The sequence below is a fragment of the Nocardioides sp. PD653-B2 genome (genome assembly GCF_002117935.1).
In the GTDB taxonomy this organism is placed as follows: Bacteria; Actinomycetota; Actinomycetes; order Propionibacteriales; family Nocardioidaceae; genus Nocardioides.
This window is the reverse complement of sequence record NZ_BDJE01000007.1, coordinates 20,300-42,031: the sequence shown is the minus strand read 5'-3', so window position 1 is coordinate 42,031 and position 21,732 is coordinate 20,300. Positions and strand designations below refer to the sequence as shown.

Below are 21,732 nucleotides of genomic sequence, written 5' to 3'. Positions count from 1 at the left end.
GTAACAAAGGTCGCGAGACCCGACGGTGTGCAGCCGGTCACCCTCGGCGACGCGGTCGCACGCTCGACGCGCCGAGGCCATATCGTGAGCCCGTGACCTCTGAACCCCGGCTCGTCCACATCGTCGACGACGTGCCCGAGCTCGCGGCGGTGCGCGCGGCCGGCGGGGCGCTGACGATGGTGCTGGTGCTCGACGGTTTCCTCGACGCCGGCAGCGCCGCCGCGCGCGCAGCGCAACACCTCATCGACCTCTCCGACGGACCGGTCGTCGCGACGTTCGACGTCGACCAGTTCCACGACTACCGCGCCCGTCGGCCACCGATGTCGTTCGTCCGCGACCACTACGAGTCGTACGCCGCGCCGCGCCTGGTCGTCCGGCTGCTCACCGACACGGGCGGCACGCCGTACCTCCTGCTCCAGGGGCCGGAGCCCGACAACCGGTGGGAGGCGTTCTGCCGCGCGGTGCGCGAGGTGGTCGAGCGCTTCGGCGTCACCCGCGTCGTCGGCATGGGGTCGGTGCCGATGGCCGTGCCGCACACCCGCCCGATCGCGATCACCCACCATGCCAACGACCCCGACCTGCTCGCCGGCGACAGCCCCTGGCGCGGTGAGCTGCGGATCCCCAGCAGCGCCCAGGCACTGCTCGAGGTCCGGCTGGGGGAGTGGGGCCACGACGCGATGGGCTTCGTCGCGCACATCCCCCACTACCTCGCCCAGATGGAGTACCCGAAGGCGGCCGCGGCGCTGCTCGAGCAGGTGGAGATCGCCGGCCGGCTGATCATCGACCTCTCCGGTCTGCGCGCCGAGGCCGAGGACCGCGAGGCCGAGATCAGCCGCTACCTCGCCGCCAACGAGGAGGTCGGCGAGGTGGTGCAGGCGCTCGAGCGGCAGTACGACGCGTTCGAGCGGGCCGAGGAGGACGGGTCGAGCCTGCTCGCCCGCGACGAGCCGCTGCCGACCGGCGACGAGATCGGCCAGCAGTTCGAGCAGTTCCTGGCCGGGCTCGACGGACCGGACGCCGGGTCCGACGAGAGCCAGAGCTGACCACGTGCCGAAGAACGCCGATGAGCTCGTCGAGCTGCTCGACCTCGAGCGCATCGACGACAACCTGTTCCGCGGCAGGCAGATGCCCTCGGCGCTGCCCCGGGTCTTCGGGGGTCAGGCCGCGGCCCAGGCCCTGGTCGCCGCGACGCGCACCGTCGACCCGGCGTACGCCGTCCACTCGCTGCACTCCTACTTCCTCCAGCCCGGCGACACCCAGGCGCCGACGATCTACGACGTCGAGAACCTCCGAGACGGCCGGTCCTTCGCGACCCGGCGCGTGCTGGCCCGTCAGCACGGCCGGCCGATCTACGCGCTGACCGCGAACTTCCAGAAGCCGGAGGACGGCTACGACCACCAGGACCGGAAGCCGGAGACGATCGCGCCGGACGAGGCGATCGACGCGCGGGCCGCGCACCGCGCGGCCAGCCCCGACGACGCCGACCCGTTGGACGCCGAGTGGGACGTGGTGGACTTCCGCTACGTCGGCAGCTCCGCCGACCTGCTCGAGGCCGATCCGGCCCACCCGGGGCGCCAACAGTTCTGGCTGCGGGTCTCCTCCCGGCTGCCGCGCGACCCCTTCCAGCACGTCGCGGCGTTCACCTACCTGTCCGACATGACCCTGATGGGCGCGGCCCTCGCGCCGCACGGCGTCTCCCTCGGCGGCTCCGACGTGCTCGTCGCCTCCCTCGACCACTCGGTGTGGTTCCACCGTCCGTTCCGCGCGGACGAGTGGTGGCTCTACGACCAGGTGTCGCCGTCCGCCTCGGGCGGCCGCGGCCTGGTCACCGCTCGCGTCTTCACCGAGGAGGGCACCCTCGTGGCGACCGTCGCCCAGGAAGCACTCATCCGACCGAGGACGCGCCCATGAACTCCACCGAAGAGCTCGTCGACCTGCTCGACCTCGAGGACATCGACGTCGATCTCTTCCGCGGCGGGCAGCCCGACTCCGTGCGCCATCGGGTGTACGGCGGTCAGGTCGCGGCGCAGGCGCTGGTCGCGGGGATCCGCACCGCGGACCCGGCGTACGTCGTGCACTCGATGCACTCGTACTTCCTGCTCGGTGGCGACTACGCGGTGCCGATCGTCTACGACGTGGAGCGGATCCGCGACGGCCGGTCGTTCCTCACCCGCCGCGTCGTGGCGCGCCAGCACGGCCGGCCGATCTACTACCAGACCCTCAACTTCCAGAAGCCCGAGGAGGGCTACGAACACCAGGACGCGATGCCGGAGGTCGGCGAGCCCGAGTCCGGCTTCGACCTGGTCGAGGTGATGCGCCGCGGGGGCAACGACGACGCCGACGCGCTCGGCAAGGAGTGGGGCGCCCTCGACGTGCGCTGGCTGGGCAACTCGCGACATGGTCTCGAGCCCGACCCGCGACACCCCTCGCAGGCCCGGATGTGGGTGCGGCTCAAGGAGGGTCTGGGCGACGACCCGATCGTGCACACCGCGGCCTTCACCTATGCCAGCGACGTGAGCCTGCTCGGCTCCACGCTGGCCGCCCACGAGGTCAACCCGGCGAAGACGCAGATGGCGTCGCTCGACCACTCGATCTGGTTCCACCGGCCCTTCCGGGCCGACGAGTGGTGGCTCTACGACCAGGTGTCGCCGTCGGCCCAGGGCGCGCGGGGACTGGCCCTCGGCCGGGTCTTCACCCAGGACGGCACGCTGGTCGCCACCGTCGCCCAGGAGGGGCTGATCCGCCCGCGTCGCGACGGCACCAAGGGTCCGGGCCTCAAGGATTGACGAGGGCGTCGCGCGCCGTCTCACTGATCGGTCGGTAGCGCCGGAGTCGTCGGGGGTCGTCGGGGGCGACGACGTGCCTGTCACCCCAGGCCAGCAGGGCATCGAGCACCGGCAGCAGGTCCCGGCCGGACGCCGTCAGGTGGTAGTCGAACCGCTCGGGCCGCTGCTGGTACGCCGTACGCCCGATCACGCCGGCCGCCTCGAGCGCCTTGAGACGGGCTGCGATGCGGTCGCGGGGAGCGCCGGTGCCGCGCACGATGTCGCCGAAGCGGGTGCTGCCCAACGCGATCTCGCGGACCACGAGCAGCGCCCAGCGCTCGCCGACCAGCTCGAGCGACGCGGCGATCGGGCACGGGCGCCCGGGGAGCTGGGCTAGCGCAACGGTGGGCATGCAGGTAGCGTGCCGGGTGTGAGTTTGGAAGTCAAACCAACTGTGACCACCCGTTCCCTGCTGCCGATCGCGCTGGGCACCGCCCTGGTGCTGGTCACCTACGTCACGCCGATGGCGACCGTCCCGCGCACGGCCGCCGACCTCGGCGCCGGCCCGGTCGCGCGCGCCTGGATCCTCAGCTCGATGTCCGTCGGCCTCGCGGCCGCACTGCTGGCGGCGGGGGTGCTCGGCGATGCCTTCGGACGACGACGGGTCTACGCCGCAGGACTCGGCGCGATCGGTGTCGGCGCCTTCGTCTGCGCCGCCGCGCAGGAGCCGGTGCTGTTCGTCGCGGCCCGGGTCGTCGAGGGTGTCGGGGGAGCGGCGGTGCTGGCCTGCGGGCTGGCGGTCCTCGCCCACGACTTCGCGCCCGGAGCGGCCCGCGTGCACGCGACCTCGATCTGGGGCGCCAGCGTCGGGCTCGGCATCACGGCCGGGGCGGTCCTGTCGGCCGCCCTGGACGTCGGGTCCGGCTGGCGCGAGACGTACGCCGTGGTCGGTGTCCTCGCCCTGCTCCTCCTGCTGCCCAGCCTGCAACGGGTCGGCGAGTCCTCGGCCGCCGACCCGCGGCGCATCGACGTACCCGGTCTCGCCCTGCTGGTCGCGGCGATGACGCTGCTCGTCTCGGCGCTGACCCAGGGCCGCAACGGCATCGACGCCCCGACCGTCGTGCTGGCGATGCTGGCCGTCCTGGCGGCGACCGGCTTCGCTCTGGTCGAGCGACGGGTCGCCCAGCCGCTGGTCGACCCGGACCTCCTGCGCGGGCCGCGGTTCCGCGCCGCGACGCTCGGCTCGCTGACGCTCGGCCTCGGGATCATCGGGATGTCGTCGTTCGTGCCGACCGTCGCCCAGGTGGGGCTCGGCGCCAGCCTCTGGACCGCCAGCCTGCTCGTCGCCGTCTGGTCGGGCACGAGCGTCGTGACGTCGTACCTCATCCGACACCTGCGGCACCCGCTCGAAGGACCGCGCCCGGTCGCCGCGCTGCTCGTCGTGGTGGCGCTCGGGCAGCTCACCGGCTACGGCCTGGACGCGTCGTCGAGCGCGGGGCGCCTCGCCGTGCCGATGTTCGTCGCCGGCCTGGCCACCGGCGTCCTCAACGCTCTCCTCGGGCGCGAAGCCGTCGCGAGCGTGCCACCCGACCGCGCCGCGATGGGCAGCGGTGCCAACAACACGGCGCGCTACCTCGGCGCCGCCTGCGGCATCACGCTCTTCGTCGTCGTCGCGACCCACGCCGGCGCGGACCTGCTGGAGGGGTGGAACGTCGCCGTGCTCGTCGCGGCGGCGCTGAGCCTGCTCGGCGCCGCGACCATCGCGTGGTCGGGTCGCGGCCGGGCATAGTGGGGCCATGAGCGACTTCAACCAGCAGGTCATCGAGGAGTTCCGCGCAAACCACGGGAAGGTCGGTGGCGGCTTCGAGGGCGCGCCGCTCCTCCTTCTCCACTCCACGGGCGCCAAGAGCGGGCAGGAGCGGGTCAACCCGATGATGTACCTGCCCGACGGTGACCGCTTCCTGGTCTTCGCGTCGAAGGCCGGTGCCGACACCAACCCGGACTGGTACCACAACCTCAAGGCGAACCCCGAGGCCAGGATCGAGGTCGGCGACGACACGATCGACGTCGTGGCCGAGGAGCTGCCGCGCGCCGAACGGGACGCGAAGTACGCCGAGCAGGCCGCGCTCGTCCCGGGCTTCGCCGACTACGAGAAGAAGACCGACCGGGTCATCCCGGTGGTGGCGCTCACCCGCCGCTGATGACGTCGACGACGTGGTGACCGGGGAGGTAGAGGGCGATGAACAGCAGGACGGCGAAGAGCACCACGATGATCACCACGTGGATGGCGTAGACCCGCTCGGTGACCGGCGGGAGCTCGGCGTCCCTGACTCCCGGGATCCTCTGCTCGTTCACGACCCCTCCTGACGTGCGCCGGTGGGCTGCTCGTCCTGTCTCCGAGTATCCGCCCGAGCCGCCGTTCTGGCCACCGTCTCGAGCGGCATGGATCCCGTGCCGCCGACCCCCCGTCGCCCGGGGTCGATGAGGACTCTCTCATCGCGGGCTCATGGGCAGCACATGTCCCGCCCCGAGGGTGTGGTCATGAAGAAGACACCCGCCATCGCCGCCGTCCTGCTCATCGCCGCCGCCGTCCCGACCATCGGTGCCGGCGCCGCCCACGCGGGTGACCGTGGGGTCATCCGGCACGGGTCGTGCTCCGGGAGCACCGACTGGAAGATGAAGGCCAAACCCGACAACGGTCGCATCGAGGTCGAGTCCGAGATCGACAGCAACCGCAACGGTCAGACCTGGGCGTGGACCCTCCAGCACGACGGCGACGTCGCCGCGCACGGCCGGTCCACCACCCGAGGTCCGAGCGGGTCCTTCGAGGTCAGCCGCAGGACCGGCAACTCGGCCGGTTCGGACTCCTTCACGTTCCGCGCCGAGAACGCCCGGAGCGGTGAGGTCTGCGTGGCCCGGGTCCGCCTCTGACGAGATCGCTCGGTGGTCGTACCGGGGGTGGGACGTCGATCACGTAGTCCGCGGGCCGACCAGCCGGATCCGAGTGATCCGGCCCGTCTTCGGCGGCTGGCCCTCGTGCGGGCGTTCGTACGCCGAGTCCCAGACGAGGTGGTCGTCGTCGGCCCACTGGCCGGGTCTCGTCACCGCACGGAGGGTCGCTTCGAACTGGGCGACCAACGAGGACGGCGCGAACCCGACCGACGAGAGCCCCGAGGGGACACCTGGGAGCTTGCGCAGCTGCTGGGTGGCCTTTTCCAGGCGACTTCCGCCGGGTCTCTGGCCGCGGAGGTGGACGATGCCTTTCGGACTGCGGAGCGCGAATCCCAGTTCGTAGGTGACGCGCAGCAGCATGTCCCCGATCAACGGATGTTGGTAGAACGAGGGGATCTGGTCGTCCTGGTCGGCCGCCATCACGGCGTCGCCCGCCCAGGGCAGCGTCGCCGTCACGTCGGCGACCACGGCGCCGGGCACCGTGGACAGGTAGTCCTCGCACACGCGGTAGAGCTCGGCGACCCGATTCATCCGATTGTGCGGACTCGGTCGGTGCCCGCCCGCAGAGGCCAACGACTGGCGCTCCTCCCACAACGCCAGCGTCTCTGGTGTCGGCTTGATCAGGATCGGCAGCACGCGCTCGCTTTGGAGGAGCAGCTCGGCCTCGGGCAGGCGCGTTGCCGCGGCTGGCTGCTCCCTGGCGTCTCGATGCAGCCAGGGGAGGGGGATGGTGAGCACAGTTCGGGGAAGGGGATCCCTTGCCAGGTTTCGGTAGATCGCCGGGATCAGGTCTCGCCGGTCCATTTCCAGGAGCAGAATCCGCTGGCCGGAGTGCCGGTGGTTCAGTTCCTCGACCCACAACGAGGTCCAGCCCAGGGCGTCCGCGAGCCAGGTGCCGAGGGGACCTATCGAAACAGCGCTCGTTCCCAGCAAGAGGATCGTTCGGACCCCTTGCTGGTCAACGACGGGCACCGTCTGCGCGTGCTCGGGGTCCATCGGGCGGACCGGTTGCTGGATCGCGATGTGCCTTCCGGTCGAGTCCGTCGAGTGGCGCAGCAGCGGGATGTGGAGCGTGCCGTAGCCGCCGACCCAGCCCGTCCTCGATGCGCCCCGGATCCTCTCGAGACGCTTGTTGAGCTCGGCACGCTCGTAGCGGAACTGCTCCCAATGCCTTGCGCGCGACGCCGCGTGCACGCCTGGTTCGAACGTGGCAGGAGGTGAGGCCTCCGCAAGGGGCGCAGGGGTCAGAAATCGCGACGCCTGGTCAGGGATGTCGCCGTTCTCGATCCCCAGGAACCTCGCCGCTGTGTCGCGGTCGGGATCGTGGTCGACGCCGGCGTCCGGACCGTACCAGCGCATGAACTCGACTGCCTCGAACGCGACATGGGGAAAGTGCCAGCCACCCGGGACGTCGAACTGTCGCGCGCGCCACCTGCCGAGGTCGCCGGTCTGCCGACAGGATGCGAGGAGTGCCTCGCCGATGTCGAAGACGGAGGGCGTCGTCGTATGGGACTTGCGGAGCGCATTCCGCAAGCTCTCCAGGAGATGCTCAGCGCTGAGCCGGGGCTCCCAGAGGGGCACCCTGATGTCCAGCTCGTGATCGTCAACCCCGAACAGCAACCGGGTCTGTTCGCCCAGCTTGAAGTTGGTGCGCAGATGGAACTGCAGCATCAGCTCGTGGCTCGGCGCGGTCGCCTTCTTCAGCCAGTCGTTGTAGGTGTTCGTCGCGATGCCGAGAGTCGCGGCTTGCCGCCGGGACGAGGTCTTCCCGGGGAACTCGTCGGCGGCTCGCGCCCTCCAGCGCGCGATGCCCGCGGCAAGCCGGTCGTTCACGCCGGTCCCCGTCGTGTCCTCTGCCTCCGAGCTCGCGGCCTCCCCGTCACCCGCCACGAATGCACGATCGGACTCCGACGATGGCGTCACCGGTCATCCTTTCGGGCTGCGCGCAGATCCGGTCTGGCGCACTGACCGGAGTTCCGTACACCCGAGAGTGCTCGAACGATAACCCGTTCAGAGGGCGCTGTCCGGAAGTCCGTGCACGGCACGAACGCCTGCTCTCGAGGGGGGCATCGCCCGTGCTGCGATACCGCTGTCAGCGGCGCTCGGGAGCCCCAGCTCCGACAGGAAGGCAAGCAGATGCACACGAACATCAAGACCCGCCGGCTCTCGCTCCTGGTCGCAGTGATCCCTGCGGCGCTCCTCGCGGCGACGCTCGGCTCTACCAGCCCGGCCGACGCCGCGGCCTACCCCATCTCGGTCAACGCCCCGACCAAGATCAACGCCACCCAGGCGCAGGGCAGGGCGAACCTCTCCCGCGACTGCAGCGGCACCCTGGGCTGCTTCAACTACATCAAGCTCGAGCGGAGCACCTTCTGGGGCCCCGTGTTCGTCAACGGCTGGTGGGCCAACGCGAACGGCTGGAACAGCATCACGGGCACCTTGAACCCGGGCTGCTACAACTACCGCACGACGACCGACAGTTACAACGACGTGGCCGGAAGTTGGAGTGCCGGGGTCAACATCGGGCAGGTCGGCGTCACCGCTGGTGGCACGAAGATCTACCGCTACCGGACGACCTGGTCCTCCGGATGGGTCCGGATCTGCCGCTGACGGTCGACAACGGAACGCCCCCGGTCGAGCACCGACCGGGGGCGTTTTCGCGTCACGTGAGCGCAGCAGTGGTGCCGGCGACGTGGGGAGCGCCGGTCTTCGGGTTCGTGAGCGAGAAGGCGTAGCCGTCGTCGGTCGGGCGCGAGCCGAAGGCGACCGTGCCGGGCAGGAAGATCGGCTTCTTGAACGCAACGTCGACCGTGACGTGGTCGGGCAGCCTGTTCTCCAGCGCGCCGACGCAACGGGCCATGCTCCACATGCCGTGCGCGATCTGGCGCGGGAAGCCCAGCGCCTTCGCGGTCAGCCGGTAGAGGTGGATCGGGTTGTGGTCGCCGGAGACGGCGGCGTACTTCCGGCCGAGGTCGCCGGGCAGCTTCCAGACGGTGCCGGTCGCAGGCGCGTCCGGGAAGCTCGTGCCCGGCGCCGCGCTGTCGTCACCGTGTCCGCGGCGCAGGAAGGTCGACGTCTCCTCCCACACCAGCTCGCCGGCGGAGTGGACGGTGGTGAGCATGTCGAAGACCCGGCCCTTGGCGTGCGGGCGCAGGTTGTCGGGCCGCGCGGTGACCTGGAGCTGCTCGGTCACCGCGATCGGGCGGTGCTGGGTGATCGAGTTCTCGAGGTGCACGGTCCCGATCGCCGGGAACGGGAAGGACCCGTCGGTCATGATCTGCAGGTGCAGGCCGAACGCCAGCAGGTGCGGGTAGGGCAGCGGCAGCGTGTCCTTGCGCGGGAAGCCGCAGAGCGCGCCGTACGCCGCCACGTGGTCGAGGTCGACCGGGACGTCGTGCCGCACCAGCGACAGGTCGGGCAGCGTGGAGCCGGTCTTGCGGACGCCGGGGAGCAGGTTGACGCCGGGGACGGCGGGCAGCGCCGCCTTCACCATGGTCGGCAGCACGTCAGGCCCCCAGCATCATCTGGCCGCAGACCCGCACGACGTTGCCGTTGACGGCGGTGGAGCCCGGGCTGGCGTACCAGGCGATCGTCTCGGCGACGTCGACCGGCAGGCCGCCCTGCGCCATGGCGTTGAGCCGCTGGCCGACCTCGCGGGTCGCGAACGGCACCGCCGCGGTCATCTGCGTGATGATGAAGCCGGGGGCGACGGCGTTGATGGTGATGCCGTCCCGGAGCTCGTCGGCGAGCGAGTCGACCAGTCCGATCACGCCGGCCTTGGACGCGGCGTAGTTGGTCTGACCGACGTTGCCGGCGATGCCCGCGATCGAGGCGACGCCGACGACCGAGCCGCCCTGGTTGATGACGCCCTGGTCGAGCAGCTCGCGGGTGATCCGTTCGGGAGCGGTCAGGTTGACCGCGATGACCTGCTCGAAGCGGTCGCCTCCCCCAGCATTGGCAGAGTCGGAGGGCGCCATGTTGGCGAGCTTGCGGTCGCGGGTGATGCCGGCGTTGTGGACGACGACGTCGACGCCGCCGTGCTCGGTCGTCAGGTGGTGGGCGATCCGCTGCGGGGCGTCCTTGGCGGTGATGTCGAGGACGAGGTGGTCGCCGTCGAGCTCGCGCATCACGGCCTGCAGCTCGCTCGCGGCCTGAGGCACGTCGACCCCGACGACCGTCGCGCCGTCGCGGTGCAGCACCCGGGCGATCTGCTCGCCGATGCCGCGGCTCGCGCCGGTCACCAGCGCGACCTTGCCCTCGAGGGGGCGGGTCCAGTCGGTGACCGTGCCGGGCTCGGCGCTCCCGTGGGCGCCGATCCGGATCACCTGTCCGGACACGTAGGCCGACTTGGGGGAGAGGAGGAAGGCCAGGGTGCTCGCGACCGAGCCCTCCGAGCCGTCGGCGACATAGACGAGCTGGACGGTGCCGCCACGGCCGATCTCCTTGCCGAGGCTGCGGGTGAAGCCCTCGAGCGCGCGCTGGGCAAGCCGCTCGCCGCCCTCGACCTGCTCCGGCGGGGTGCCGATCACGACGACGCGCGGGCAGGTGTCGAGGCTGCGCAGCAGCGGGGTGAAGAAGTCGCGGAGCGCGACCAGCTGGTCGGACGACGTCAGGCCGGTGGCGTCGAAGACCAGGCCCTTGTACGTCGTGCCGTCGCCGGGCGTCGCGCCCGGGGCGACCTCGACGCCGGCGATGCCGAGGGTGTCGAGGATGCCGGTCAGTGACTCGGCGAGCCGCCCCCGACCGCCGACGGCGACCGTGCCGTCCACGAGCGGCGCGCCGGCGACGTACCGCTCGAGCCGGGTGGGCGCCGGCAGGCCGAGCATCTTGGTGATCTGCTTGCCGATGGCCGAGGACGTGAAGCCCTGGTAGAGGTCGCTCATGATGGTTATGTAACTCCTCGTGTAACTCAGAGTCCACATTTCGTGATGTGGCCCTCATAGCCTTCTCTCAACGCGGTGCCCCGGCAAGGATGGATCCATGAACGACATTCGCCGCGTCGCCGTCATCGGCGGGAACCGTATCCCGTTCGCCCGTTCCAACACCGTTTACGCCGACGCGTCCAACCAGGACATGCTCACCGCGGCGATCGACGGGCTCGTCGAGCGCTTCGGTCTCGAGGGTGCGCGGGTCGGTGAGGTCGTCGCGGGCGCCGTGCTCAAGCACGCCCGCGACTTCAACCTGGCCCGCGAGAGCGTGCTCGGCTCGAAGCTCTCGCCCGAGACGCCCGCCATCGACATCCAGCAGGCGTGCGGCACCGGGCTGCAGGCCGCCATCGAGGTCGCGAACAAGATCGCGCTCGGCAAGTTCGACGTCGGCATCGCCGGCGGCACGGACACCACCTCCGATGCGCCCGTCGCGATCAGCGACCGGTTGCGCAAGAAGCTGATGAAGGTCAACGCCGCCCGCGACACGAAGGGCAAGGTGCTGGCGCTCGGGGCGATCCGTCCCGGCGACATCGGGCTCGAGATCCCGCAGAACGGCGAGCCGCGCACCGGGCTGTCGATGGGCGAGCACGCCGCGCTGACCGCGCTCGAGTGGAAGGTCAGCCGCGAGGAGCAGGACGAGCTCGCCGCCGCGTCTCACCAGCACCTCGCCGCGGCGTACGACGCGGGCTTCCTCGACGACCAGATCACGCCCTTCCGCGGGGTCGACCGCGACCAGAACCTGCGCCCCGACTCGTCGGTCGAGAAGCTCGCCAAGCTCAAGCCGGTCTTCGGCCGGGGCGAGGCCGCGACCATGACGGCCGGCAATTCCACGCCGCTGACCGACGGCGCCTCCGTCGTGCTGCTGGCCACCGACGAGTGGGCCACGGAGCACGGGCACGAGGCGCTGGCCTACCTCGCCGACTACGAGACCGCAGCGGTCGACTACGTGCACGGCGGCGAAGGCCTGCTGATGGCACCGGCGTACGCCGTCCCGCGGATGCTCGCGCGCAACGGCCTGACGCTGCAGGACTTCGACTTCTACGAGATCCACGAGGCGTTCGCGTCACAGGTGCTCTCGACGCTCAAGGCGTGGGAGGACCCGGTGTTCTGCAAGGAGCGCCTCGGCCTCGACGCCCCGCTCGGCTCGATCGACCGGTCGAAGCTCAACGTCAACGGCTCCTCGCTCGCCGCGGGCCACCCGTTCGCCGCGACCGGTGGCCGGATCGTGAACGTCGCCGCCAAGCTGCTCGCCCAGAAGGCTGCATCCAGCGGGCAGGGGGGCCGGGCGCTGATCTCGGTCTGCGCCGCCGGCGGCCAGGGCGTCGTGGCGATCCTGGAGCGCTGACGCCGCCCTCTGTGTTCTCCTGACGGTATGGATCCGTCGGGACGGCGCACGCTTGCCTGCCTCGGGCTGCTCGTCCTGAGCCTGGTGGTGCTGGGGCTCGGCGGGTTCATCCAGCTCGACGACACGTCGGGCTCGGGGAGCGACCGGTGGAATTTGCCCCTGGGCTACCTGGCCCTCGTCCTCGCGGCCTGCGCGGTCCCGCTCGCGCTGCCGACCCGGGCGGCGCGCCGTGCGCTCGGGGCCTCGCTGCTCGGGCTCGCCGTCGTCATCGCGGTGCTGGGCTGGAGCGTCGACGGCTTCCGGTTCGTCTACGGGAGCCACGAGGGCGAGCTGAACCTGCTCGTCGTCGTGGTCGTCCTGGTCGGGGTGGCGCTGGCGGCGCCGATCCGGTTCTTCGTGTACGGCGTGGTGGTGCTGGCCGCCACTGTTGCTTCCTTCCTGGCCGGGGCCGCGCGCTACGCGACGTCGAACTGTGACGACCCTGACTGGGGCGCCGAGTGCGACCTGGCCGGGTTGGAAGGACTGCTCTGGGCGGGGGTGGCGCTGGTGCTCGGCGCGGCCGTCATCATCGCCCTCGAGGTCCGGCGGTGGCGGTCTCAGCGCGCGGCGAGCGCCAGCGCGGAGGCGACCAGGTAGTCGCGCACCTGCTCGGGCGAGATGGTGCCGACGGTGGGGATGCCCGGCGCCGCCTCCTTGACCAGGATGCCGACGCGAGCGAGCTGCAGCGCGCCGAGCCCGCTGGCGTAGAGCATGTTCGCGAGCAGGATCGGCTCGTCCACCGCGAAGTCGCCCGCCTCGACGCCGTCCTCGAGCACCTGGCCGAGGGTGGCGAGGCAGGTCGAGATGCCGCGGCCGAGCCGGAAGACCGCGCTCTCCGACATCTCGTCGAGCAGCTCGGGCCCGGTGCGCCGCATCAGCGTCTGCGCGCAGTCGACGAACGCCGGGTGCGCGACCCCGTAGTCGACGAACGCGCCCACCAGCGCCGCCAGGCGGTCGCGAGGGGAGGTCGCGGAGTCCGCGGCCTCGGCGAGCGCCACCCGGAGCTCGTCGAGGTAGCCGACCAGGGTGAGTGCGAAGAGCTCCTCCTTGCCGGTGAAGTGCCGGTAGACGATCGCCCGGTTGATGCCGACCGCCTTCGCGATGTCCTCGATCTGGGCGTCGCGGACGCCGCGCTGGTCGAAGAGCGCGCGAGTCGCCGCGATGATGTCCTTCTCGCGGGCCCGTCGTCGTACGGCGGCCGCGGAGCGACGCCCGTCGGTCTCAGGCCTCGTGCTGCTCATGAGCCCATCGTAGGGAACTGCAACACCGAGTTGCACGACTGTGACGGAGTCGGTCTCCTCGGACTAGCGGGAGGGTGACCGTCTTCGGTGTGATCGCCAGTTCGACGCAGATGTCGCGCCACACGTGCGATCGGTAGGCGCTGCCGTTGTCACCGAGCACCCGCCGGACGATCACGGCGAGGATTGTTGATCTGCCTGCGAGCAGCGATCTTTGCTGTCAGACTCCGGGGCATGTCTCAACATCTTTCCCGGGGCAGGTTCGCTGCCTGCGTTGGTGCGGTCATCGTCGTGGCTGTTGGCGGGGGAGCGGTTGCTGCCACCTCTGGTCCGTCCGACAAGGCGGCCTCGACGGTCCTCACGGCGTGCGTGCGCGTCAAGACTGGCGTCATGCGGGTCCCGTCGAGTGTGAAGCCGTGCGTTACCGAGGGCCCTCGCGCGTCTCGGGAGCGGGTGCTCACCTGGAACCAGGAAGGCGTGCCCGGCGCAGACGGGGCCGACGGTGCTACCGGGGTTGCTGGGTCGCCGGGTCCGGCAGGTCCCAGCGGGGCGTCGGGGACATCTGGCTCGACTGGCCCGAGCGGGCCGAGTGGCGCGCCTGGCCCGAGTGGCTCGACTGGCCCGAGTGGCGCGCCCGGACCGAGTGGCGCGCCTGGCTCGGCCGGTCCGAGCGGAGAACCCGGGGTCGCCGGACCTGCCGGCCCTACCACCATGATGTCCAGCGGTCTGTTCACGATCGCTCAGAGTGACCAGAGCTTCCCCGACATCGATGTCTACCTGCCCGCGACCGGCTTCTCGGGTGTCAACGTGCCGGCCACACGGGTCGACTTCGACAGCGCTGACGAGCCTCGCGCTGGGGAGCACCCCAGTGTGGCTCAGGTGATCGGCCAGGACCAGACGATCACGGGCATCTCCGTGAACTTCGGCAAGACGACGGGCCAGGCAGCCTTGCGGGTGCAGCCGTACCTGCTGGTCTCTGCGGGCGGCATTGGGCCGTTCTTCGTCGCCGCCGGTTGCCCCCAGATCTACCTGCCCGACTCCCTTGCGGTGTCGGGATCCTGTGGCGATCTGTCGATCGCGCTGGAGGCCGGTGATGAGATCGCTCTCTACATCCACGCGTACACGAACAGCACCAGTGAAGGGCCGGCCGACTTCTACGGATCGTTCGCGGTCACGACCTCCACCCCCTGACCGCCGCTCGCGGATCCGGGTTTAGACGTGCGGCCGCTCGCGAGCGCGGGCCGATCGCAAGAGACAGTCAGGCTCCTGGTCGCCCCGTCGGTACTGCCGCTGCGCAGCAGGGGGTGGTCAGGGAAGGAGCGCTCGCACCAGGTCAATGGTGTCTGCTTCGCCGACGGTCTTGTCGTCCCGGAATCTTCGCACTCGTGCGAACCGCAGGGCCACGCCGCCGGGGTAGCGGCCGGACCGCTGAACCCCGTCGAACGCAATCTCGACCATCTGCTCGGGCCGCACGTAGACGATGTGTCCGTCCCGGTGTGTCTCCAACTCGAGGAAGCGCTCGGTCTGCCAGGCGAGGATCTCGTCGGTCATGCCCTTGAAGGTCTTGCCGAGCATCACGAACCCACCGGTCGCGGGGTCGCGCGCGCCGAGGTGGATGTTGGAGAGCCAGCCCTGGCGGCGCCCGGAGCCCCACTCGACCGCGAGCACGACCAGGTCGAGGGTATGCACCGGCTTGACCTTCACCCAGGACGAGCCGCGGCGGCCGGCGTCGTACGGCGCGGCGAGGTTCTTGACCACGACGCCCTCGTGACCGGACCTCAGCGCCTCGGCGGCGAAGTCCTCGGCCGCCGCCGGGTCCGCCGTGACCAGCCGGGCGACACGGTGCTCGGCGGGCACCAGCCGCTCGAGCGCGGCCGTGCGATCGGCGCCGGGCACATCGAGCAGGTCGTCGCCGTCGAGGTGCAGCAGGTCGAAGAAGTACGGCGTGACCACGACGCCCCCTGACGACTCCGCCGTCGCCGTGCGTGACGCGGTCTCCTGGAACGGCCGCGGACGGCCGGTCTCGTCGAGGGCCAGCGCCTCGCCGTCGAGCACGAACGTCGAGGCGGGCAGCGAGCGCGCGACCTCGACGACCTCGGGCAGCCGGGCGGTGATGTCCTCCAGCGACCGGGTCGCGACCAGCACGTCGTCGCCCGAGCGGTGCACCTGGATGCGGATGCCGTCGAGCTTCACGTCGACCGCGACCTCACCGCCCCCCGCCTTGTCCAGCGCCGCGGCGATGTCGGGCGCGCTGGAGGCCAACATCGGGAGCACCGGTCGGCCCACCTGCAGCCCGACCTCGCCCAGCGCGTCGACGCCGCCCTCGAAGGCCGCGCGTGCGACCGCCACGGTCGAGCCGGCCAGCATGGCGGCCCGGCGCACCGCCGTGAGCGGCACGTCGGCCGCCGCCGCGAGCGCCTCCTGCACCAGGGAGTCGAGCGCGCCCTGGCGGACCCCGCCCGTGACCACGCCACGCAGCCACGCCTGCTCGTCGGCGGTCGCGCGGCCGAAGAGCTCGACGACCGCGGCGGCGCGGGCTGCCTGCGACCCCGCCCCGGACAGCGCGGCCAGCCGGTCGAAGGCCTCGTGCACCTCGAGGACCGTGAGCGAGGACGACGGGGCCGGGTCGGGCATCGTTGTGACACCGCGCCAGCCGAGGCCGGTGCGGCGCTGGAGCAAGGCCCCGCCGACGTACGCCGTCACGATCTCGAGCTCGTCGGGCGCCGCCGAGGCGAGCAGCGCGGCGATCGCCGCGACCTTCGCCTTGCGCGAGCGGGTGGCGGCGACGACCCCGGAGGTGGCGACGATCTCGGCGAGCAGCACGTCACCATTCAAGACGACGGCGCCGACACTACGGTGATCCCATGGACGTTCGCGGCTGGGTGCTCGACGCCGAGCACGCCTGGGACGCCGCCCGGAGGCGGCGCAGGTCGAAGCAGCCACCGCGCAGCTTCCGGATCGAGTCGTACGGCGGGCACGGCAGCGCGGCCGGCGTCGTGGTGCGCGGCCGGGTGCTCGACAACCCGCCGCCCACCGACGCGGTCGAGGGCGAGGGTGTGGGCGCCGCCGTACGGCGGACCCTGGCGCTGTTCGTCACCGACGAACTGCCCGGGGTGCCGCTGCGGGTCACCGTGGGCGACGCGTCGGCGGAGGTCACGACCGACGAGGAGGGGTACTTCCGGGTCGTGCTGCGACCGACCCGCCCGGTCGGTCCCTGGCAGGAGGGCGTCGTCGAGCTGGCGGGGGAGTACCGCGGCCTGACCGACCTCCACCCGACGACGTTCACGGTGCTGGTGCCCGGCCCGGAGGCCAGGTTCGGTGTGATCTCCGACGTCGACGACACGATCATCGAGACCGGCGTCCAGCGGGTTGGCCTGATGCTCCGCCAGACGTTCACCGGCTCGGCGCTGACCCGCACGCCGTTCCCGGGCGCCGCCGAGCTCTATCGCGACCTCGAGGCCGGTGCGAACCCGTTCTTCTACGTCTCGTCGAGCCCGTGGAACCTGCACGCCTTCCTGCTCGCGTTTCTCCGCCACCGCGCCTTCCCGGTCGGGCCGCTGCTGCTGCGCGACCTGCTGGGCACCCGCGAGGGCCGGGCTCGCAAGCACGAGCGGATCGAGGAGGTGCTCGAGCTGCACCCGACGCTGTCGTTCGTGCTGATCGGCGACTCGGGCGAGAAGGACCCGCAGATCTACGCCGACATCGTCCGCGCGCACCCCGGCCGGGTCCTCGCCGTCTACATCCGCGAGGTGCGCCTCGACCCGGGCGACGGGAGGGTCGAGGCGGTATCGGACTCGTGGGAGCACGACGTGCCGTTCGTGCTGGCCGCCGACACCGACGCCGTACGACGTCACGCGACCGGCCTCGGGCTGCTGTAGGCGACCCGAGAGCGCTCAGGCGGAGATGATCGTCGCCGAGAGCCGCACACCCCGGCGCGGGCTGTAGGTCACCGTCGTCCCCACCGCGGCGCCCACGATCGCGCGGCCCAGCGGACTGTTCGGCGTGATGGTGTCCACGCCGGCGACGGCCTGCTCCACCGAGCCGACCGTGTAGGTCTCGTGACCCTCGCCCAGGTCGAGCACCACCCGGTCGCCGATCGAGACGACCCCGTCGGTGTGCTGGTAGTGGCGGCTGGCCTCGATCTCGAGCTCGACCGCGGCGATCCGCTCGTCGAGGAGCCCGAGCCGGATGGCGGCCTCGACGTTGGGCGCGCGGTCGGCCGCGTCCCCGGCCGCCTCGAGCAGGTTCTCGGAGACGAGCTGGGCGCGCTCGGCGCGCAGCGACTCCAGGCGGGTCGAGAGGAGTTCGGCGCTGGTCTCGGTGGGGCTGGTCACGGCCATCAACGGGCTCCTTGGTGGGCGATGGGGCTGCGGGCGACCGCGGCGTTCCTGCCGCCGGTCGTCAGCGCAACTACCTCGTGCCCTCGTCTATGCCCGCGACACGCCGCTCACCAGCCCGGAGGCAACTGCGTGAAGTCCGGCTCCCGGCCCTCGGCGAAGGCGGTCAGCGCCTCCAGGTTGGCCGGACCGCCCATCAGCTCGGCGAAGGCGGCGTTCTCGCGCTCGCGCGCGGCCGCGATGCCGGCGCGCAGCGGCTCGGTCATGGTGCGCTTCACGGCGATCAGTGACGAGATCGGCCGGGCCGCGAGCAGCTCGGCGTGCCGGCGCGCCTCGGGCAGCAGGTCGTCGGGCTCGCAGACCCGCCAGACGAGGCCGATCTCCTGCGCCTGCTCCGCCGAGACCCACTCGGCGGACAGCAGCACCCAGGCGGCGTCCTGGCGGCCGAGCAGCAGGGGGAGGAGGTACGACGAGGCCGCCTCGGGCGCGACCCCGAGACTGGTGAACGGGCACTTGAGCCGCGCGGTGGCCGACATGAACGCGAGGTCGGCGAAGCCGAGGATCGTCGTGCCGATGCCCAGGCCGACGCCGTTGACCGCGCAGACCAGCGGCTTGGGGAAGTCGACCAGCGCGTCGACCAGCCCGGCGAAGCCGTGCGTGCCGGGCACGAACCCCGGGTCGGTCGCGCGGGCGTGCATCTCGAGCAGGTCGGTGCCGGCGCTGAAGGCGCGGCCGTTCCCGGTCAGCAGGACCACCGCGACGCCGGGGTCGTCGGCAGCCTCGCGCAGCGCCTCGGTCGTGGCGTCGTAGAGCGCCTCGTCGAAGGCGTTGAGCGCGTCGGGCCGGTCGAGGGTGAGGGTGCGGACCCGCTTCTCGTCGGAGATCTGGAGCGACATGCGCCCAGACTAGAACGTGTTCCAGATATCGGGGCGTCGGTGCCGTCGGTTAGCGTCGCGTCCATGAGTGGGCCGGGACACGTGCGCGAGTGGCGGCCCGACTGGCCGTGCTCGGTCGGGGCGGCGCTCGGCCGCCTGCGGCGCGGCGCCGGAGACCCGACGTACCGCATGGTCGGCGACACCCACTGGCGCGGCATCCGCACCCCGCAGGGGCCGGCCACCCTGGCCATCAAGGGGCGCCGGGCGGACGGGGTCGTGCGAGCAGAGTCGTGGGGGCCGGGTGCCGACTGGGCGCTCGAGTCGGTCCCCGCCCTGCTCGGTGCCGAGGACGACGCGACCGGGTTCGAGCCGCGGCTCCCGCTGCTGGAGCAGGCGTGGCGCCGGCACGGCCACGGGCGCATCGGCCGCACCGGCCTGGTCATGGAGGCGCTGGTCCCGGCGATCATCGAGCAGAAGGTGACCGGCCAGGAGGCGTTCGCGGGGTTCCGGATGCTCGTGCACCGCTACGGCGAGCGCGCGCCCGGTCCGGGCGCCGACCACCGGCTCTGGGTGCAGCCGTCGGCCGACACCGTCCGCCAGGTCCCGTCGTGGGAGTGGCTGCGGATGCACGTGGACCCGGCCCGGTCGCGCGCCCTCGTGACCGCGGCTCGCGTGGCCGGCTCGCTCGAGCGCACCGTGGGGCTGCCCGGCGCCGAGGTCGAGCGGCGGCTGTGCTCGCTGCCCGGGATCGGCGTCTGGACGGCGGCCGAGGTGCGGCAGCGTGCCCACGGCGACGCCGACGCGGTGTCGTTCGGCGACTACCACGTCGCCGCTGACGTGGGCTGGGCCGTGCGGGGGAGCGACTTCGACGACGCCGAGCTGGCCGAGTTCCTCGAGCCGTGGCGTCCGCACCGCGGCCGGGTCGTGACGCTGCTGCTGCGCACCGGCCCGCGCCGTCCGCGGCACGGCGCCCGGATGGCACCCCGCACCCATCTCCCCGCCACGGTGACCCGCCGATGAGCGACCTGTCGACGCTGCGGACCGCGACGCCCGACGACGCGGTCACCTTCTTCGCCGAGGCCGACCCGGTCGAGCTGGTGACCGCCGTGGTGGCGACGTCCGACGACGACCTGCTCGAGCTGATCGGCCGCGACGACATCCGGCCGGCGGCGATCGCCGGCATCCTCGCGCGGCTGCACGAGTACGCCGTACCCGAACGCCTCGCGCTGCTCACCGGCGTCGTCCGCATCGACCTCGAACGCCGCGGCAGGCTGCTCGAGCAGCACGCCCTGCGCTTCGACGGCGGCGCGATCGAGCTGGTGGCCGACCCGCCCGACACCGTCGACGTCGTACTGCGCACCAGCATCCTCCGGTTCGTCCGGCTCGTCAGCGGCGAGCGCAACGCCGGGCTCGAGTACCTCTCCGGCAAGCTCGACATCGAGGGTGACGCCGACCTGGCGCTCGCCGTCGGCGGCATCTTCCGCATCCCCGGCGCCGACTCCGTGGCGGTCGACCCGACCGCGCTCGACCCGGTCGACGTCGCCACCGCCCTCGCGGGGGTGCCCGACGACCACCTGCGACGCGTGATGGCGTCCGGCTTCCGCCCGGTGGTGCTCGGTGAGATCTTCCGCCGGCTCCCCGACTACGTCGACGAGCGCCGCGCGGCGAAGGTCGACCTGGTGATCGGGTTCCGGCTCCTCGGCAACCCCTCCGGCGAGGTCGACCGCTACGTCGTCCGCGTCGCCGACGGGGCCGCCAGCGTCTCGTCCGGCGAGGCCGTCGACGAGGGCGAGCGCCGAGACGCCACCGTCACCTGCGAGGCGGCCGACTACCTCCGGCTGGCGACCGGCCACCTCCACCCGCTGACGGGCGTCCTCAAGGGCCGGCTCAAGGTGAAGGGCGACCGCGCCAAGGCGCTCCAGCTCAGCTCGGTCATCGACATCCCGAAGGCGCGCTGAGCCCGGCTACAGGAGCGGTCGCAGCGGGAAGAGCACCATCTCCGTGAACTTCCGGTGCAGGTCGCGCGCCTCCCACTCGCCGTGGGTGAGCTCGAGGCAGTTGGTCTCGTCGGTCCGGTAGATGTCCTCGAGCGTCGCCGCGAAGGCCTCGTCGATCACCTCGACGTTGATCTCGTAGTTGCCGGTGAGGCTGAGCCGGTCGATGTTCGCGGTCCCGACCGTCGACCAGGTGCCGTCGATCGTCGCCGTCTTGGCGTGCACCATGGCGTCCTTGAAGCGGAAGATCCGCACGCCCGAGCCCAGCAGCTGGCTGAAGTAGCCGCGCGAGAGCCAGTCGGCGACGATGTGGTTGGACTTCAGCGGCAGCAGCAGGCGCACGTCGACACCGCGCTGCGCGGCGTCCTTCATCGCGTCGACGAAGTCCTGGTCGGGCAGGAAGTAGGCCTGGGTCATCCAGATGTTGGTGCTCGCCCGGTTGATCGCCTCGATGTACATCGCGCGGATGGGGAACATCCACAGCCGCGGCACGTTGCGGTGGATGCGGATCCGCGACTCCCAGGTCGACGAGGTCTCGAGGAGCAGCGGCCGCTCGCTGGTGCCGAGCCGGCGGCGCCGGTTGAGGTTCCAGAAGTCCGCGAACGCGCGCTTCAGGTCCCAGACGCCGGGCCCGGTGATCCGGACGTGCGTGTCGCGCCACTCGGTGGCGTACGGCGTCCCGATGTTGTAGCCCCCGACGAATCCGACCGAGTCGTCGACGACGAGGATCTTGCGGTGGTCGCGGCCGTAGCGGCGCAGGTCGTAGAAGCGCAGGCCGGCGGCGTAGACGGGGTAGCGCAGCACCTTCATCGTCGGCGGGAAGCGCTTGAAGCGGGGCGAGACGACGAGGTTCGCGAAGCCGTCGTAGATGCAGTAGACCTCGACCCCGCGGTCGGCGGCCGCGGCCAGCGCCGACTTGAACTGCTCGCCGGTCTCGTCGCCCTTCCAGATGTAGGTCTCGAAGAGGATCTGCCGCTCGGCACCGTCGATCGCGGCCAGCATCGCGTCGTACAGGTCCTGGCCGTAGGTGTACGTCGTGAGAGCGCCGTCGCCGACGGCCACCTCGGCGGGCGGCGTGACCGGGAACGGCTTCGGCTTCTTGCCGCGGCGCCGGTAGGAGTCGACCAGCGACATGCCGATCGCCAGGGCGAGCTGGACACCGAAGACGGCGAGGAGCGTCCGGCGCAGGATCCGGATCACCCGCGCTGGCGGGGACGGAGTGCGGCGGGTCACGGGGACAATCTAGCGAGGGGCGGCAC

At 71.7% G+C, this 21,732-nt stretch carries 23 protein-coding genes; 13 read left to right on the top strand and 10 right to left on the bottom strand.

What is annotated here, in order from left to right; translation table 11 throughout:
- Positions 1-92 precede the first annotated feature (92 nt).
- From PD653B2_RS02900 to PD653B2_RS02890, 3 genes are read left to right on the top strand one after another with little or no spacing between them, the layout of a single operon-like run.
- Positions 93-1,043, top strand: a complete 951-nt coding sequence (locus tag PD653B2_RS02900) for a proteasome assembly chaperone family protein (protein ID WP_085870827.1) — start codon at positions 93-95, stop codon at positions 1,041-1,043.
- A gap of 4 nt (positions 1,044-1,047) precedes the next feature.
- On the top strand, positions 1,048-1,911 hold the full coding sequence (locus PD653B2_RS02895) for an acyl-CoA thioesterase (protein WP_085870826.1): 864 nt from the start codon (positions 1,048-1,050) through the stop codon (positions 1,909-1,911).
- Positions 1,908-2,786 carry an acyl-CoA thioesterase gene (locus PD653B2_RS02890; protein ID WP_085870825.1) on the top strand — a complete coding sequence of 293 codons (879 nt, stop codon included), beginning with the start codon at positions 1,908-1,910 and terminating at the stop codon, positions 2,784-2,786. The genes PD653B2_RS02895 and PD653B2_RS02890 overlap by 4 nt, the downstream gene beginning before the upstream one ends.
- On the opposite strand, the gene PD653B2_RS02885 is transcribed toward PD653B2_RS02890, so the two are convergent.
- A complete protein-coding gene (locus PD653B2_RS02885; RefSeq protein ID WP_085870824.1) occupies positions 2,776-3,177 on the bottom strand; it encodes a winged helix-turn-helix transcriptional regulator in 402 nt (133 codons plus the stop codon). The two genes, PD653B2_RS02890 and PD653B2_RS02885, sit on opposite strands and share 11 nt — an antisense overlap.
- 42 nt (positions 3,178-3,219) lie before the next feature.
- Here PD653B2_RS02885 and PD653B2_RS02880 point away from each other — a divergent pair, with 42 nt between their 5' ends.
- A complete protein-coding gene (locus tag PD653B2_RS02880; RefSeq protein ID WP_085870823.1) occupies positions 3,220-4,554 on the top strand; it encodes an MFS transporter in 1,335 nt (444 codons plus the stop codon).
- A 7-nt stretch (positions 4,555-4,561) separates the two neighbouring features.
- Positions 4,562-4,966 carry a nitroreductase family deazaflavin-dependent oxidoreductase gene (locus tag PD653B2_RS02875; protein ID WP_085870822.1) on the top strand — a complete coding sequence of 135 codons (405 nt, stop codon included), beginning with the start codon at positions 4,562-4,564 and terminating at the stop codon, positions 4,964-4,966.
- Here PD653B2_RS02875 and PD653B2_RS24730 read toward each other — a convergent pair.
- On the bottom strand, positions 4,953-5,120 hold the full coding sequence (locus tag PD653B2_RS24730; RefSeq protein ID WP_165763308.1) for a hypothetical protein: 168 nt from the start codon (positions 5,118-5,120) through the stop codon (positions 4,953-4,955). The two genes, PD653B2_RS02875 and PD653B2_RS24730, sit on opposite strands and share 14 nt — an antisense overlap.
- Positions 5,121-5,306: 186 nt before the next feature.
- Between PD653B2_RS24730 and PD653B2_RS02870 the strand changes: the two genes are divergently transcribed.
- Positions 5,307-5,696 carry a hypothetical protein gene (locus tag PD653B2_RS02870; protein WP_133058875.1) on the top strand — a complete coding sequence of 130 codons (390 nt, stop codon included), beginning with the start codon at positions 5,307-5,309 and terminating at the stop codon, positions 5,694-5,696.
- Between the two features lie 39 nt (positions 5,697-5,735).
- On the opposite strand, the gene PD653B2_RS02865 is transcribed toward PD653B2_RS02870, so the two are convergent.
- On the bottom strand, positions 5,736-7,640 hold the full coding sequence (locus tag PD653B2_RS02865; RefSeq protein WP_085870820.1) for a hypothetical protein: 1,905 nt from the start codon (positions 7,638-7,640) through the stop codon (positions 5,736-5,738).
- A 213-nt stretch (positions 7,641-7,853) separates the two neighbouring features.
- On the opposite strand from PD653B2_RS02865, the gene PD653B2_RS02860 reads away from it, so the two are divergent.
- Positions 7,854-8,327, top strand: coding sequence for a hypothetical protein (locus PD653B2_RS02860; RefSeq protein WP_085870819.1), 474 nt, complete (start codon positions 7,854-7,856; stop codon positions 8,325-8,327).
- A 52-nt stretch (positions 8,328-8,379) separates the two neighbouring features.
- On the opposite strand, the gene PD653B2_RS02855 is transcribed toward PD653B2_RS02860, so the two are convergent.
- Together PD653B2_RS02855 and PD653B2_RS02850 are read right to left on the bottom strand one after the other, a co-directional pair.
- A complete protein-coding gene (locus tag PD653B2_RS02855) occupies positions 8,380-9,222 on the bottom strand; it encodes a MaoC family dehydratase (RefSeq protein WP_242665116.1) in 843 nt (280 codons plus the stop codon).
- A gap of 1 nt (position 9,223) precedes the next feature.
- Positions 9,224-10,600 carry a 3-oxoacyl-ACP reductase gene (locus PD653B2_RS02850; RefSeq protein WP_085870818.1) on the bottom strand — a complete coding sequence of 459 codons (1,377 nt, stop codon included), beginning with the start codon at positions 10,598-10,600 and terminating at the stop codon, positions 9,224-9,226.
- Positions 10,601-10,697: 97 nt separating this feature from the next.
- On the opposite strand from PD653B2_RS02850, the gene PD653B2_RS02845 reads away from it, so the two are divergent.
- The gene (locus PD653B2_RS02845) at positions 10,698-11,990 is read left to right on the top strand and encodes an acetyl-CoA C-acetyltransferase (RefSeq protein WP_085870817.1); all 1,293 of its coding nucleotides are present in this window, start codon (positions 10,698-10,700) and stop codon (positions 11,988-11,990) included.
- 27 nt (positions 11,991-12,017) lie between these two features.
- Positions 12,018-12,626, top strand: a complete 609-nt coding sequence (locus PD653B2_RS02840) for a hypothetical protein (protein ID WP_085870816.1) — start codon at positions 12,018-12,020, stop codon at positions 12,624-12,626.
- On the opposite strand, the gene PD653B2_RS02835 is transcribed toward PD653B2_RS02840, so the two are convergent.
- Complete coding sequence (locus PD653B2_RS02835) at positions 12,587-13,270, bottom strand: TetR/AcrR family transcriptional regulator (RefSeq protein ID WP_085870815.1); 684 nt, start codon at positions 13,268-13,270, stop codon at positions 12,587-12,589. The two genes, PD653B2_RS02840 and PD653B2_RS02835, sit on opposite strands and share 40 nt — an antisense overlap.
- A gap of 708 nt (positions 13,271-13,978) precedes the next feature.
- On the opposite strand from PD653B2_RS02835, the gene PD653B2_RS25540 reads away from it, so the two are divergent.
- Positions 13,979-14,458: a hypothetical protein gene (locus PD653B2_RS25540; RefSeq protein WP_242665115.1), complete on the top strand. Its 480-nt coding sequence runs from the start codon at positions 13,979-13,981 to the stop codon at positions 14,456-14,458.
- Positions 14,459-14,575: 117 nt separating this feature from the next.
- On the opposite strand, the gene PD653B2_RS02825 is transcribed toward PD653B2_RS25540, so the two are convergent.
- A complete protein-coding gene (locus PD653B2_RS02825; RefSeq protein WP_085870813.1) occupies positions 14,576-16,090 on the bottom strand; it encodes an ATP-dependent DNA ligase in 1,515 nt (504 codons plus the stop codon).
- Between the two features lie 41 nt (positions 16,091-16,131).
- Between PD653B2_RS02825 and PD653B2_RS02820 the strand changes: the two genes are divergently transcribed.
- The gene (locus PD653B2_RS02820; RefSeq protein ID WP_085870812.1) at positions 16,132-17,145 is read left to right on the top strand and encodes an App1 family protein; all 1,014 of its coding nucleotides are present in this window, start codon (positions 16,132-16,134) and stop codon (positions 17,143-17,145) included.
- Between the two features lie 15 nt (positions 17,146-17,160).
- On the opposite strand, the gene PD653B2_RS02815 is transcribed toward PD653B2_RS02820, so the two are convergent.
- Together PD653B2_RS02815 and PD653B2_RS02810 are read right to left on the bottom strand one after the other, a co-directional pair.
- Positions 17,161-17,607 carry a GreA/GreB family elongation factor gene (locus PD653B2_RS02815; RefSeq protein ID WP_085870811.1) on the bottom strand — a complete coding sequence of 149 codons (447 nt, stop codon included), beginning with the start codon at positions 17,605-17,607 and terminating at the stop codon, positions 17,161-17,163.
- A 107-nt stretch (positions 17,608-17,714) separates the two neighbouring features.
- Positions 17,715-18,500, bottom strand: coding sequence for an enoyl-CoA hydratase/isomerase family protein (locus PD653B2_RS02810; RefSeq protein ID WP_085870810.1), 786 nt, complete (start codon positions 18,498-18,500; stop codon positions 17,715-17,717).
- A gap of 63 nt (positions 18,501-18,563) precedes the next feature.
- Between PD653B2_RS02810 and PD653B2_RS02805 the strand changes: the two genes are divergently transcribed.
- Both PD653B2_RS02805 and PD653B2_RS02800 read left to right on the top strand, forming a co-directional pair.
- The gene (locus tag PD653B2_RS02805) at positions 18,564-19,499 is read left to right on the top strand and encodes a DNA-3-methyladenine glycosylase family protein (RefSeq protein WP_085870809.1); all 936 of its coding nucleotides are present in this window, start codon (positions 18,564-18,566) and stop codon (positions 19,497-19,499) included.
- A complete protein-coding gene (locus tag PD653B2_RS02800; RefSeq protein ID WP_085870808.1) occupies positions 19,496-20,437 on the top strand; it encodes an SCP2 sterol-binding domain-containing protein in 942 nt (313 codons plus the stop codon). Before PD653B2_RS02805 ends, PD653B2_RS02800 begins: the two co-directional genes overlap by 4 nt.
- A gap of 6 nt (positions 20,438-20,443) precedes the next feature.
- Here the strand turns inward: PD653B2_RS02800 and PD653B2_RS02795 are convergent, their stop codons facing one another.
- Complete coding sequence (locus PD653B2_RS02795) at positions 20,444-21,706, bottom strand: phospholipase D-like domain-containing protein (protein WP_165763307.1); 1,263 nt, start codon at positions 21,704-21,706, stop codon at positions 20,444-20,446.
- Positions 21,707-21,732 lie beyond the last annotated feature (26 nt).

Excerpts from the sequence above, each read along its gene's own strand:
- PD653B2_RS02890 (WP_085870825.1), top strand. The coding sequence starts at position 1,908 with ATGAACTCCACCGAAGAGCTCGTCGACCTGCTCGACCTCGAGGACATC.
- PD653B2_RS02885 (WP_085870824.1), bottom strand. The coding sequence starts at position 3,177 with ATGCCCACCGTTGCGCTAGCCCAGCTCCCCGGGCGCCCGTGCCCGATC.
- PD653B2_RS02875 (WP_085870822.1), top strand. The coding sequence starts at position 4,562 with ATGAGCGACTTCAACCAGCAGGTCATCGAGGAGTTCCGCGCAAACCAC.
- PD653B2_RS02870 (WP_133058875.1), top strand. The coding sequence starts at position 5,307 with ATGAAGAAGACACCCGCCATCGCCGCCGTCCTGCTCATCGCCGCCGCC.
- PD653B2_RS02860 (WP_085870819.1), top strand. The coding sequence starts at position 7,854 with ATGCACACGAACATCAAGACCCGCCGGCTCTCGCTCCTGGTCGCAGTG.
- PD653B2_RS02850 (WP_085870818.1), bottom strand. The coding sequence starts at position 10,600 with ATGAGCGACCTCTACCAGGGCTTCACGTCCTCGGCCATCGGCAAGCAG.
- PD653B2_RS02845 (WP_085870817.1), top strand. The coding sequence starts at position 10,698 with ATGAACGACATTCGCCGCGTCGCCGTCATCGGCGGGAACCGTATCCCG.
- PD653B2_RS02840 (WP_085870816.1), top strand. The coding sequence starts at position 12,018 with ATGGATCCGTCGGGACGGCGCACGCTTGCCTGCCTCGGGCTGCTCGTC.
- PD653B2_RS02835 (WP_085870815.1), bottom strand. The coding sequence starts at position 13,270 with ATGAGCAGCACGAGGCCTGAGACCGACGGGCGTCGCTCCGCGGCCGCC.
- PD653B2_RS25540 (WP_242665115.1), top strand. The coding sequence starts at position 13,979 with ATGATGTCCAGCGGTCTGTTCACGATCGCTCAGAGTGACCAGAGCTTC.
- PD653B2_RS02820 (WP_085870812.1), top strand. The coding sequence starts at position 16,132 with ATGGACGTTCGCGGCTGGGTGCTCGACGCCGAGCACGCCTGGGACGCC.
- PD653B2_RS02815 (WP_085870811.1), bottom strand. The coding sequence starts at position 17,607 with ATGGCCGTGACCAGCCCCACCGAGACCAGCGCCGAACTCCTCTCGACC.
- PD653B2_RS02810 (WP_085870810.1), bottom strand. The coding sequence starts at position 18,500 with ATGTCGCTCCAGATCTCCGACGAGAAGCGGGTCCGCACCCTCACCCTC.
- PD653B2_RS02805 (WP_085870809.1), top strand. The coding sequence starts at position 18,564 with ATGAGTGGGCCGGGACACGTGCGCGAGTGGCGGCCCGACTGGCCGTGC.
- PD653B2_RS02800 (WP_085870808.1), top strand. The coding sequence starts at position 19,496 with ATGAGCGACCTGTCGACGCTGCGGACCGCGACGCCCGACGACGCGGTC.